At 38.5% G+C, this 13,438-nt stretch carries 7 protein-coding genes; all 7 read left to right on the top strand.

Annotated elements, in window-relative coordinates:
- Positions 1 to 9 precede the first annotated feature (9 nt).
- The 7 genes from BXY64_RS13715 to BXY64_RS13685 all read left to right on the top strand — a co-directional run bounded on the left by BXY64_RS13715 (position 10) and on the right by BXY64_RS13685 (position 13,418).
- Positions 10 to 801: a gluconate 5-dehydrogenase gene (locus BXY64_RS13715; protein WP_170150665.1), complete on the top strand. Its 792-nt coding sequence runs from the start codon at positions 10 to 12 to the stop codon at positions 799 to 801.
- Between the two features lie 159 nt (positions 802 to 960).
- Positions 961 to 2,223 carry a DUF4861 domain-containing protein gene (locus BXY64_RS13710; RefSeq protein WP_120240577.1) on the top strand — a complete coding sequence of 421 codons (1,263 nt, stop codon included), beginning with the start codon at positions 961 to 963 and terminating at the stop codon, positions 2,221 to 2,223.
- A gap of 24 nt (positions 2,224 to 2,247) precedes the next feature.
- Positions 2,248 to 3,288, top strand: a complete 1,041-nt coding sequence (locus tag BXY64_RS13705; protein ID WP_120240576.1) for a sugar kinase — start codon at positions 2,248 to 2,250, stop codon at positions 3,286 to 3,288.
- 40 nt (positions 3,289 to 3,328) lie between these two features.
- Positions 3,329 to 3,997, top strand: coding sequence for a bifunctional 4-hydroxy-2-oxoglutarate aldolase/2-dehydro-3-deoxy-phosphogluconate aldolase (locus BXY64_RS13700; protein ID WP_110360516.1), 669 nt, complete (start codon positions 3,329 to 3,331; stop codon positions 3,995 to 3,997).
- A 34-nt stretch (positions 3,998 to 4,031) separates the two neighbouring features.
- Positions 4,032 to 5,351, top strand: a complete 1,320-nt coding sequence (locus BXY64_RS13695; protein WP_120240575.1) for an MFS transporter — start codon at positions 4,032 to 4,034, stop codon at positions 5,349 to 5,351.
- Between the two features lie 293 nt (positions 5,352 to 5,644).
- Positions 5,645 to 9,676, top strand: a complete 4,032-nt coding sequence (locus BXY64_RS13690) for a hybrid sensor histidine kinase/response regulator transcription factor (protein ID WP_120240574.1) — start codon at positions 5,645 to 5,647, stop codon at positions 9,674 to 9,676.
- 739 nt (positions 9,677 to 10,415) lie between these two features.
- Positions 10,416 to 13,418 (top strand): SusC/RagA family TonB-linked outer membrane protein, encoded by a 3,003-nt coding sequence (locus BXY64_RS13685; RefSeq protein WP_120240573.1) that lies wholly within the window; start codon positions 10,416 to 10,418, stop codon positions 13,416 to 13,418.
- The last annotated feature ends 20 nt before the right edge of the window (positions 13,419 to 13,438 follow it).

Raw genomic sequence — 13,438 nt, 5'->3', positions numbered from 1 at the left:
GTAGTTGTTATGATTTTAGATTTATTTAGGTTAGAAGGGAAGGTTGCATTGGTTACTGGTGCTACTCATGGTATTGGTATGGCCATTGCAACCGCTTTAGCAGAAGCAGGTGCGAAAATTGTTGTAAACGATATTTCGCCAGATGCTTTGGAAAGAGGTAAAGCAGCTTACGCTGAAAAAGGCATCGAAATGCATGGTTATGTTTTCGATGTTACCGATGAAGATGCAGTAAAAGCTGGTGTTGCACAAATCGAAGATGAGGTTGGTCCTATTGGAATCCTTGTAAATAATGCTGGTATCATCAAGCGTGTTCCTATGCAGGATATGGAAGTAAAAGATTACCGTCAGGTAATTGATATTGACTTGGTAGGGCCTTTCATTATGGGTAAATACGTTGGTCGTAGAATGATTGAGCGTCGTGAAGGTAAAATCATTAACATTTGCTCAATGATGAGTGAATTGGGACGTAATGATGTTTGTGCTTATGCATCGGCAAAAGGTGGATTGAAAATGTTGACCAGAAATATGGCAACAGAATGGGCGAAATACGGAATCCAAACCAATGGAATTGGCCCTGGTTATTTTGCTACTGCTCAAACAGCACCAATTCGTGTTGATGGTCACCCATTTAACGAATTTATCATTAACCGCACGCCGGCAGCTCGCTGGGGGAATCCGGAAGATTTAGGTGGTACAGCTGTATTCCTTGCTTCAAAAGCATCAGACTTTGTTAATGGACATGTGGTGTATGTTGATGGTGGTATTCTTGCTACCATTGGAAAACCTTCGAACGAAGAATAGTTAGTAAAGTTGTGTACAATACGGAAAGGAAGAGTGAATATATAATGGCGTTGCTGGGGAGTGAACCCATAACTTTTCCTTTCCTTTTTTAGTTTACCAATTGGCTATAAATTCTCTTTTATAGAGCTAGTTAAATAAGCACTTTTGATAGAAAAGACCATGAAAAGATATTTTGTTGTTGCTGCCTTGGCTTTTGTTTTTCAGTCCTGTACAACTCCATCCTTAGAGTTGAAAAATGAATTGCTTGAAAATAGAACGGATGCACCTGTTGTAATCAGCAGGGCAGATGTAAAGAAATTAGTAGGTGAAATTCCTGCCGATAAGGTTCCTGTTGTATTAGGAGCCGATGGCAAATATATACCATCACAGGTTGATGATTTGGACCGTGATGGAAATTGGGATGAGTTGGTATTTGTTAGCAATTTTGCCTCAAATGAAACCAAACGTCCTCAAGTAAAATTGGTTTCGTTAAATGAAGTTCCACAATATACCATCCGTACCAATGTTCGTTTGGGTGAAGGTAGTATTGAAGAAGGATTTGAAGGTGTTGATCAGGCAGTTTCTCCAAAAGGATATACTGGTGTTCCTGTAAAATATCAGGCGGAAAGTGTAAGCTGGGAAAATGACATTATGGGATTCCGTAACTACTTCGACTGTCGTAATGCAAAAGATTTATTCGGTAAGCTGTCTTCTGAAATGGTGATGAATAAAATTGGAACCAAAACAAGTGGTTCTTACCACAAATTATCAGATTGGGGAATGGATGTATTGCACGTTGGTCCTTCGTTGGGAGCTGGTGGTTTAGCAATGTTTCACAAAGATTCTCTTTATCGATTGGGAAGCGTTGAGCGTTTCGAATTTCAGCTTGTATCACGAGGTCCTGTGCGTTCTATTTTTGATTTGAAATTATCAGGTTGGAATGTTGATGGTAAGATGTTAAGTGCTACCGAAAGAATCTCTATTTGGGCTGGAAAATATTGGTTCCAAAGTGATGTTACAGTTGAAGGTCTTGACGATGAAGCTGAATTGGCAACAGGTATTGTTACCAGTTATTTGAAAGAGGAAAAGCCATTTGAATTTGAAGCGAACAAAGAATTCACAGGTGTTGCTACTCACGATAAACAATCAATGAATGAGGATTTCCTTGGATTGGGAATTCTTGTGAAATCTGCTAAGAAAGTAAGAACAGGGGATGCTCCTTTATTGCCAAAAGAGGTAATAAAAGGCAGCCGATGGAATCAACCAGTTGGAGAAACTCACTTCGTAACTCAGAAGATTTCGAATAATAAAGCAGCTACACATTACTTTTTTGCAGTGTGGGAAAAAGAAAATGCAAACTGGGCAAAAAAGGAAAGTTTCAAAAGCCTTATGGCGAAGCAAGCTGAAGAGTTGAGTTCACCAATTGTGGTAAGTGTAAAATAGATAATAAGGAAAAGATAGATAGAGATGAGTAATAAGGTAATTACTTTTGGAGAGATCATGTTGCGATTGGCAACACCGGGATATGAAAGATTTTCACAGGCATCATCGTTTACTGCTACATATGGTGGAGGTGAAGCGAACGTGGCTGTTTCTTTGGCAAACTATGGTATTGAATCGAGCTTTGTGACTCGTTTACCAAAGAACGACATTGCACGTGCTTGTGAAATGGATTTGAAAAAATATGGTGTAAACACTGATGATATCATTTATGGTGGTGATCGTTTGGGAATCTACTTTTTGGAAACCGGAGCTGTAAGCCGTGGTAGTAAAGTGGTTTACGATCGCGCACACTCTGCAATTTCTCAAATCGAGAAAGGAATGATCGATTGGGGGAAAGTATTTGAAGGGGTAAGTTGGTTTCACTGGACAGGTATTACTCCTGCAATTTCGCAAGGCGCAGCTGATGTTTGTTTGGAGGCGATTAAAGCCGCAAACGAAAGAGGAATTACCGTTTCTTGTGATTTGAATTATCGTAAGAATCTTTGGAAGTATGGTAAATCAGCTGGTGAAGTAATGCCTGAGCTGGTTGCTGGTACCGATGTTGTTCTGGGTAATGAAGAAGATGCAGCCATGGTGTTGGGAATACACCCAGAAGGTGTTGATGTAACAGGAGGTCACGTAGAAGCTGATGCTTACCTTTCTGTTTCTCAGCAAATCATGAAGCAATTCCCTCGTTGTAAAAAGGTAATTACAACTTTACGTGGATCAATCAATGCAAACCATAACTCATGGTCGGGAGTTTTGTATGATGGAAAGGAATTGTTCAAAGCCAACAATACTTACCAGATTACACACATTGTAGACCGTGTTGGTGGTGGTGATTCATTCATGGGTGGATTGATTTACGGATTGCTTACATGGCCAAATGATGATCAGAAAGCCTTGAATTTTGCTGTAGCAGCTTCTTGTTTGAAACATACCATCTATGGTGATTACAACCAGGTAACTGTTGAAGAAGTTGAGAAACTAATGGACGGTGATGCTTCAGGACGTGTAGCTCGCTAGCTATTATTAATTGTTCATTATTAATTACTAATTGATTGGAATGGCAAGGTTTACTAGAATAGAAGTTGCTTTAAAGATGAAAGAGACAGGAATGATTCCTGTTTTCTTTCACAAAGATATAGAAGTGTGTAAGCAGGTGGTTAAGGCCTGCTACAATGGTGGTGCAAGATTATTTGAGTTCGTGAATCGTGGTGATTACGCTCATGAAATTTTTGCAGAGCTAAATAAATGGGCAGCTAAAGAATGTCCTGAAATGATGATGGGTGTTGGTTCTGTTATTGATGCAGGAACAACTTCATTGTACATTCAGTTGGGAGCTAACTTTGTAGTTTCTCCAATTCTGAATGCAGAAATGGCAAAAGTATGTAATCGCAGAAAGGTTGCCTGGTCTCCTGGTTGTGGTTCCCTTACTGAAATTTCATATGCAGAAGAGCTGGGAGCTGAAGTAGTGAAAATTTTCCCTGGTGCTCAGGTTGGTGGACCGGAATTCGTTAAGGCTGTTAAAGGTCCTTTCCCATGGTCATCAATTATGCCAACAGGAGGTGTGAAGCCTGATGAGGAGAATTTGAAAGCCTGGTTTGATGCAGGAGTTCATTGCGTAGGAATGGGATCACAGCTGATGATTAAAAAAGCAGATGGTTCGTTCGATTACGAAGCAATTGAAAAGGCTACAGCCAAAGCATTCGAAATTATTAAGAAATTGAGATAACCTGAGGAGAATAACCTCGTTAAAAGAAATTAATATGAGTGGAACAGGTTTAGAAAAGCCGGCAGGAAACTACAGATATAGAATTCTTGCCTTACTCTTTGCTGCAACAACCATTAACTATATGGATCGCAGTATTATGGGAGTATTAGGCCCAACTTTAATGGAGAAATTCCATTGGAGTAACGCCGATTATGGGTACATCAATATGGCATTTAAGGCTGCTTATGCAATTGGTATGGTATCAATGGGTGGTGTAATCGATCGATTTGGAACCAAGATTGGATATACATTATCTATTGCCATCTGGAGTATATTTGGTATGCTTCATGCAGCAGTGCGTCCTGCATTTGCATTGGTTGGCTTTATTGGTGCCAGATTTGGTTTAGGTATCGGTGAAGCTGGTAACTTTCCTGCAGCGGTGAAGACGGTTGCTGAGTGGTTCCCAAAGAAAGACCGTGCTTTTGCTACAGGTATTTTTAATGCAGGTTCTAATGTAGGAGCAGTATTGGCTCCTGCTATTATTCCTTTAGTAGTTGCTTCTAACGGTGACAACTGGCAGTTTGCCTTTTTAGTGACTGGTGCATTTAGTGCTATCTGGGTTACGCTATGGTTGAGAACTTATAAGAAACCTGAAGAGCATCCAAAAGTATCAAAAGAGGAGTTAGAGTATATTTTACAAGATAACGAAACCAAAGATGTTGAAAAAGAGGCTGAGAAATTATCATGGTCTCGTGTATTGCCACTAAGACAAACATGGGCTTTTGCTATAGGTAAAATTACCGATGCAGTTTGGTTCTTCTTTATGTTTTGGAGTGGAATTTTCTTCAAACAAAAATTTGGATTGGATAGCATTAAAGAATTAGGTGGAGCTTTAGTAGTTATTTATTTGGTAGCTGATTTTGGTAGTATCGGTGGTGGATACTTGTCCAAGTTCTTTATCAATCGAGGATGGAATTTGAACGCAGCACGTAAGGTTTCTTTATTGATTTGCGCATTGTGTATTGCTCCAGTTGCCTTTGCAGCATTAACCAGTAATGTTTGGATTGCAGTAAGTTTAATCGCTCTGGCTTCTGGAGGTCACCAAGCTTGGTCGGCAAACTTGTTTACCCTTGTGTCAGACGTAATGCCTAAAAAAGCGGTAGCTTCTGTAGTCGGTATAGGTGGAATGGTTGGTGCCATTGCAGGTATGTTGGTTGACTTTGCTTTAGGTACTGGATTGGATTCTTCAGGAAACTCATTCTATTTCTGGATGTTCCTGGTTGCAGGTTTACTATACCTTGTAATCCTAGGAATCATACATTTAATGTTACCTAAATTGAAACCATTGAACGAGGATTTGCAACTTAGCGAATAGCTTCACAATAATTTTATAATTGACGATTGAATAATTGTTAATCTGTTTGGTTAAAGGCAAAGTTGCATTCATTGGAATCGACTTTGCCTTTTTTTTAGATCTATTTAATAGAATTTATCAAGTAAAACTTGAGACTGTTAAATAGATAAAGTGAAAATTGTTGGTGGTAATGTTTAATAGCAGTATATCAGATAAGTATACCGGTCTATTTAATTTTTGAATGCGCTAGGAAATGATTTAATTTGTTGCAACAAGAAAGACTCAATCTTGTTGTCAAAAAACACCTGTAACCTATGAAAAAAACCTTTCTTCTATTCGTTTTTTTGCTGGAGATCTTGATTTGTCAGGCTCAGGATATCTATTTCGATCATATTGATTTGAAAGATGGTTTGTCGCAAATATCTGTAACTGCACTTGAGCAGGATCATCTGGGTACCATGTGGATTGGGACACGTGATGGATTGAATAGGTATAATGGTTACGAAATAGATGTGTTTCGTCATGAGAGAGAGAATCCCAATAGTATTTTGGGGAATAATATCCGGGATCTGCAATTTGATTCCAGAAATCGAATATGGATCTTAACAGAGGAAGGTTTATCAACTTATAACATTGAGACTGACGAGTTGATTAACTACCCTCATGAGGATGTAAATTGCTTTTTCATTGGCAAAAAAGACATTTGGGTGGGAACTAATATCGGATTGTTTCGATTAGATGAAACAAAATCTGAATTTACTCCTGTTAAGGATATACATACAGAAGAGAACAGTGTAGTTGAGATTTATGAGGACGATAATGGAGATCTTTTTTTGGGAATGAAGGACAAAGGACTCTTGATTAGTCAAGTGAACAATGGGAGCCTTAAGACCATATTAAAAGATGAAGTTTCCTGTATTTATAAAAGTAAAACAGATACCATTTGGGTAGGAACAAAGAACAATGGGGTATATGAAATCTATAAAGAAAAGGTATTACAACACCATACTCAAAATACAGGCTTAGCTCACAATGTAGTTCGTGATATTTCAGAAGATCGTGAGGGGAGAATCTGGATTGGAACTTTCCTTGGTGTTAGTGTTTTGGACACAAAAAGTCAGAAGTTCTCCAATTATTACCAGTCTGATAAAAACCCCAATGCCCTTAGTCATAATTCAATCTATACCATGTTTCGCGACCATGAGGGGAGTATTTGGATTGGAACCTATTTTGGTGGGGTGAATATCTATAATCCTAAAACCAATATATTCAGATATTTTGTTGCTGATCCCGAGTATAACAAGTCTATCAATTACCGTGTTGTGGGATCGATGTTAGAGGACGATGAAAAGAATCTGTGGATTGCAACAGAAGGGGGAGGTGTGAATTTCTACGATAGAAAGGAAAAACGTTTTACCTATATCACCAAAGGGGAAGGTGTTAAAAGTTTATCAAATAACAATGCCAAAAGTTTATATTTAGATAATGACAATAGCTTGTGGATAGGAACGCATATGGGAGGTCTTAATGTTCTGGATATTAAAACCGGCCGAATCAAAAAGTATTTAAAAAACGATCAGCAGTCATATTCCATCCCTAGTAACATCATTTCAGCTATTATCCCTTATAAAAAGAAACTAATACTTGGAACCAACCAGGGAGTGGTATTGTTCGATCCCATAACGGAAAGGTTTACTGATTTCTTCGAAGACGAGGAACAAAGGCAGCTGGTAGGGCAAAAAATCCTTGCTTTGCTACTCGATAAGAATGACAGATTATGGATTGGTTCAGAAACAAAAGGTTTAAGTGTTTTTGATGTAAAGTCAGGAGATCTTAAGAATTACAGAAGAGATAGTCAGCATGCCAATATAAGTAGTGATTTCGTTTATCAGATCTACCAGGATCATATGCGACGAATTTGGATTGCTACTTCTGGTGGAGGCTTGAATCGTTATCTGCCCGAAGATGATAGTTTCAAAGTATACTCTAGCAAGAATTATGACTTGCCGTCTGATTTTATTTATGGGATTACAGAATCGAGATACGGATTTCTTTGGGTTGCTACCAGTAAAGGGATTAGTAAGTTCGACGTTGAAGAGGAAGTATTCAGAGCTTACGACTACGAAAGTGGTTTCCCGCTTGGTGAAATCAATGAAAGAGGATTGTATATTACTTCAGATGGAGAAGTCTTTGTTGGCGGAATTCATGGTATGGTTTCCTTTTGGGAGAAGGAATTGCAAAGTCAAAGTATTAGCCATCCTCTCTACTTTACTGCCTTAAAAGTAAACAACAAAGTGGTACATGTGGGTGATGAGAGTGAGATTTTAAGCAAAACATTGCCTTTTACTGAGAAAATCAACCTAAATCACAGACATAGCGTAATCTCTTTCGATTTTACTTCATTCAATTATTTGAAAGCAAACAAATCGCAGTACCAGTATTTAATGGAAGGTTTTGATAAACACTGGGTAGATGCGGGATACCGAAGAACTGTGAGCTATACCAATTTGCCTCCGGGAGATTATGCCTTTATGGTAAGAGAGGTGTATCGAGACGGTACGCACGGGCCAATGGCACAAATGGATATTGAAATTGATCCTCCTTTTTACAATACATGGTGGGCTTACTTGCTGTATTTGGCATTTGTTGCCAGTATTTTAATTTATATCAACCGAGTATTAATTTCAAAAGCCATTTTGGAAGAAAATTTGAAAAAGGAGCAGGTTGACAAGGAAAGAATCAGAGAGTTGAATCAATCAAAATTGAGATTCTTTACCAATATATCTCACGAGTTTAGAACGCCCCTTACATTGATCCTGGGCCAATTGGAAGGACTGCTGGATGAATCGGGCATCGCTCCCAAAATTTACAATAAAATTTTGGTTGCATTTAAGAATTCCTATCGATTGAAGAACCTGGTTGATGAGTTGTTGGAGTTCAGAAAACAGGAGCTTGGATATGTGAAATTAAGGGTGAATGAGCATGATTTCGTAGAATTTACCAATAGTATATATGACTCTTTTAAAGAGTATGCACAACGAAGAGATATCAGTTTTAAACTGGTATGTCATCAGGACAGTATTCCCTTGTGGTTCGATGCAAGGCAGTTGGAGAAAGTACTTTTTAACTTGCTTTCCAATGCCTTTAAATTTACCGACGATGGAGGCTCTGTGTACCTGTTGCTGGATAACTTGGAAAAACAGGTGGTTGTGAAAGTAATGGACTCTGGAAAAGGAATGCCTGAGGAATATTTGGATAAGATTTTTGATCGATTCTACCAGGTTGACCATTTGAGCCAGCAAAAACATCAACACCTGGGATCAGGAATCGGATTGGCGCTAACAAAAGGGATTGTAGACCTTCATGGAGGCGAAATAAAGGTTGATAGCAAAGCCGACGAGGGTTCTTGTTTCGAAGTGTACTTGCCTAAGGGGAAAGAGCATTTCGATGACGAAAATGTTATTTGGGACGAAGAGTTCGAATTTGAACTTAGTTCCAATACAAAAATACTTGCCGATCAGATGGAGGAATCAGACAGTAAATTGCCTGAAACAACTGGCTTATCAACAAATCCGACTTTGTTAATCGTGGAAGATAATTTTGAAGTGCGCGATATGTTGTGCTCTTCCTTTGCCGAACATTACACGGTAATTGGGGTTGAAAACGGACAGAAAGGCTTGGAGAAAGCCATTGAAATACAGCCCGACCTAATTATTAGTGATGTGATGATGCCTGTATTAACGGGTACTGAGATGTGCGAAAAATTAAAGACGGATTTGAATACAAGTCATATTCCAATCATCCTTTTAACTGCTAAAGATGCCTTGGAATATAAAATTGAAGGAATGGAGATTGGTGCCGATGATTACATTACCAAGCCTTTCAATATGAAACTGCTTCAGGCGAGATGTAAAAACCTAATCAAATCAAGAGCCTTGCTGCAAGATAAGTTCAGAATAAATCCAGGTATTGGGGTGAGAAACATTACTTCCAATTCATTGGATGCTGAGCTTTTGGAGAAGGCCATGAAGGTGATTGAAGAGAATCTCGATAATTCTAAGTTTGATGTCAACCAGTTTGCACAGGAAATGTGCTTGGGACGTACAAGTTTATATGCCAAAATAAAAGGAATTACAGGGCAAACTCCGAATGAATTCATATTGAGTAGTCGATTGAAAAAGGCCGCTGTAATGCTCCGATCGGAAATGGGCGTGAGTGTTTCTGAGGTTGCCTATTCGGTAGGTTTTACAACGCCCCGATATTTTAGCAAATGCTTTAGCGATCATTTTAAGATTTCTCCATCGAGGTATGCCAAAGGAGAAGATCCTAAGTTAGAAAATGAATAGATTGAAATAGAATTCAAGGAAAATCCCGCACTCTTGTAGAGTATGGGATTTTCTTTTTACAGGTAAATCGGATTTCCTTTTAGTATTGCATCTGGTTTTCATCCGACTCAGTTTATCATCAGGAATTGAAATTTAATTTCAAAAAAAGCCTAACAGAACGGCAGGGAAGTAGTTAATGGTAATTTGGTGAACAACACCTTATGCGCATAAAGTGATCGCCAAATTCGCTTGGAGACGCTGTAATTTGAATAGAAGTAATTGCCAAGCCTTTAAAAATGCGGTTTTTCTTTTTCTGAAGTTTTGTTTGGTTATTTCAGACGATGTTCAGACTTGCTTTCAGCACCAACATAATTTTAACAGCTGTTTATCTTAAAAGAGGATTGTTGTTTTTTATGTGAAAAACAACATCCATTATTATCCAACCATATGCTCAAATCATCCAATAATCAGGCTGTAAGCGGTTTGTTTTTGCTTCTTGAATGATTTTGGAAATGTTTTGAACAAAATTATAAAGGCTCATTTTGTACTGATCATACATTTATGCATTCGTTTGCGAAACTATAAGTTATACAAATATTCTGAAATGAAGCAGACGGAAACGTTTTGATGGTTTCAAAAACTGTCTTTGGGAGTAGAATATTTGTGATGACTTGCTTTTACTAAACCTGGTTAGAGAAGTATTCAAATTATGTATTGATGATTTGGATGCCATCTACCGCTCTAAACAATTTATGATCTAATGAAAAAAACTATTGGACTGTTTGTATGCCTCTTTATTGTAGGGGTACAATTTCTACAAGCACAAGAACGATCCGTTACCGGAACCGTTACATTGGCTGAAGATGGATTAGGAGTGCCTGGAGCTTCCGTTATTGTGAAAGGAACTTCTATTGGTACTACCACCAATTTAGATGGAAAGTATGTATTGACTGTCCCTACTGCTGAGGATATTTTGATTTTCTCTTTTGTTGGGATGAAAACACAGGAGGTTAAAGTAGGAACTCAGCAAAGCATTAATGTTGAGTTGCAGGCTGATAATGTGGGATTGGATGAAGTGGTTGCCATTGGATATGGAACCATGCGCAAAAGTGACCTGACTGGGGCTACTTCTCGTGTTTCAGCGGAATCGATTGTGGACATCCAAACACCAAATGTAAGTCAGGCGCTGCAAGGGAAGCTATCTGGAGTTTCTGTTCAGTCGAACAGTGGCGCTCCTGGTGGAGATATTAAAATTAGAATTCGCGGAACAAATTCTATCAATGGTAGCAATGCTCCTTTGGTAATTGTGGATGGTTTTATTGGTCAATCTCTTTCTGATTTGAATCCGAATGATATTGAATCTTTGGAGGTGTTGAAAGATGCATCGGCAACTGCAATTTATGGTTCCAGAGGCGCCAATGGGGTAATTCTTGTAACCACAAAAGGGGGAAAAGATGGAAAAATGCAGGTGAGCTACAATGGTTACATGGGAGTTCAGCAATTAGCAAATAAAATGGATTTGTTGGATGCGGCTTCTTATGCTGAGGTAATCAACCAAAAACGTGTTCAAACAGGAGGCGCTGAAGAGTATTCTGCTGAGCAAATTGAGAATTTCAAAAGAAATGGTGGTACAGACTGGCAAGATGAGGTGTATCGTACAGCTTTGACTCACAATCATGATTTATCGGTAAGTGGGAAAAAGAATGGATTCAATTTCTTGTTTTCTGGTCAGTATTTGAATCAGGAAGGGATTCTTAAAAATTCAAACTATGAGAGATTTAGCTATCGTGCTAATGTTGATGTAGATCTTTCTGAGAAGTTGAAGATGGGGGTTCGTATCAATGGAATCCTTAGTAAGGACAGACCTCACAAGTTGAGCTGGCCAAACGGATCTATCTCTAATGATGCCATTACCATGGAGCCTACTCTTCCTATTTACGACGAGGAGGGAAATTATACACGTTCATCTTTTGCAACGGTATCGAATCCGGTAGCAGACTATAAGGAGCAAAACCATTACATCGATAACGTGAAGCAAAATATCAATGCATATTTCGATTATCAAATCAATGATAAATGGAATGTGAGAGTATCTGGAGGTTATAGCACCAGAGATTACGTTTCTAACATGTATTCAAGTGTGAATCTTTACGCTGGTGAAGGAGACAATGGTAGAGCCAATATTAATAACCGTAAGGAATTTGTTTGGCAGAATACCAATATCTTAACCTATAAGAATCAAGTTGGAAAACATAAAATCAACTTTACTTTTGTGAATGAGCAAACTGGTTCGAAGACACAAGCTTCAGCTTTGGGAGTGAAAAATTTTGATGTTGAAAATGGATTTTATGATGTGTCTTTGGGTAAAGAGCCATTGTCGCCATCTTCTTCTTTTGTTGATTGGCAGTTAATGTCATTTTTAGGACGTTTAAACTATGTATTCAATAACAAGTATTTGGTGACTCTTGCCATGAGAGCTGATGGTTCGTCGAAGTTTGCTGACAATCACAAATGGGGATATTTCCCAAGTGGATCTTTCGCATGGCGTCTGTCTGAGGAATCATTTATGAAAGATTTGGATTTCCTTGATAACCTGAAATTGCGTTCCAGCTTTGGTGTTACAGGTTCTCAGGCTACTGCTCCATATCAGTCTAAAGGTTTAATGAGCACAGGTGTAAATTATCCTATTGATGGTTCTGGAGTTAGTGTAGGAATTGCTCCTGCTCGTTCAAATAATCCATTCCTATCGTGGGAGAAAACCACTCAGGTAGACTTTGGTTTCGATATTGTATTATTCAACGGAAAGTTGTCATTAACTGCTGATTACTACTATAAGAAAACAAAAGATTTGTTGTTGGAAGTGGCTGTTCCTTACTACACAGGGTTCAAATCGGAATTCAAGAACCTGGGAGAGGTTGAGAATAAGGGTATTGAATTTGACCTGGGAACAAATCATTCGTTTGGCGAGTTGAAGTGGAGTAGTAATGTTACTGTGAGTATCAACCGAAACAAAGTGATGGATTTGGGAGATTCTGAAAAGATCATCATGGGAGAGAATAATGCACTTGCATTGATTCAGAAAGGGAAATCTTTAGGTTTGATTTATGGATATAAATTTGACGGTGTATGGCAGCAAGATCAAGCTGATCAGGCAGCGGTATATGGTAACAAGCCTGGTGATGCAAGATTTGTTGATGTGAATAATGACAAGTCTATTACTGCTGACGACCGTACGATTATTGGTTATGGATATCCAAAATGGAATATGGGCTGGTCAAACTCATTCACCTATAAAAATTTCGATATGGATATCTTGTTTACAGGTACATTCGGAAATGATATCAAGAATGAAGTGTATAGCCGCTCAATGGGTTGGGGAAATCAAGACCCTACAAATGTTGATATTCAGAACCGTTGGACTCCTGAAAATCCAAGCAATTCAATTCCTGCATTTAGCACGACTTATAAAACTTCTTATCTGGATAATTCATCTGCAACTGTAGAGGATGGATCTTATATCCGTTTAAGCAATATTTCATTGGGTTATACATTTAGTAAATCGGTACTAAAGCGTTATAACATTGAAAAGATGCGTGTGTTTGTAAGTGGACAGAATTTATGGACATCTACCGATTACAGAGGTTACGATCCTGAAGTGAATAACCCTGGAGGGGCAAATAATACTGACTACCTTGTAGGTTTTGACCGTGCTCCATATCCTTTGGCTAAAGTGTTTAATTTTGGTATTAACCTTACTTTTTAAATAAAACTCAGAAGCTATGG

The organism is Marinifilum flexuosum, from assembly GCF_003610555.1.
Lineage (GTDB): Bacteria > Bacteroidota > Bacteroidia > Bacteroidales > Marinifilaceae > Marinifilum > Marinifilum flexuosum.
The sequence above is the reverse complement of the archived record's forward strand: the minus strand, read 5'-3'. Positions and strand labels throughout refer to the sequence as shown.

What these genes read in the sequence shown, in the direction of transcription:
- BXY64_RS13715 (WP_170150665.1), top strand. Translation starts at nt 10, where the DNA reads ATGATTTTAGATTTATTTAGGTTAGAAGGGAAGGTTGCATTGGTTACT.
- BXY64_RS13710 (WP_120240577.1), top strand. Translation starts at nt 961, where the DNA reads ATGAAAAGATATTTTGTTGTTGCTGCCTTGGCTTTTGTTTTTCAGTCC.
- BXY64_RS13705 (WP_120240576.1), top strand. Translation starts at nt 2,248, where the DNA reads ATGAGTAATAAGGTAATTACTTTTGGAGAGATCATGTTGCGATTGGCA.
- BXY64_RS13700 (WP_110360516.1), top strand. Translation starts at nt 3,329, where the DNA reads ATGGCAAGGTTTACTAGAATAGAAGTTGCTTTAAAGATGAAAGAGACA.
- BXY64_RS13695 (WP_120240575.1), top strand. Translation starts at nt 4,032, where the DNA reads ATGAGTGGAACAGGTTTAGAAAAGCCGGCAGGAAACTACAGATATAGA.
- BXY64_RS13690 (WP_120240574.1), top strand. Translation starts at nt 5,645, where the DNA reads ATGAAAAAAACCTTTCTTCTATTCGTTTTTTTGCTGGAGATCTTGATT.
- BXY64_RS13685 (WP_120240573.1), top strand. Translation starts at nt 10,416, where the DNA reads ATGAAAAAAACTATTGGACTGTTTGTATGCCTCTTTATTGTAGGGGTA.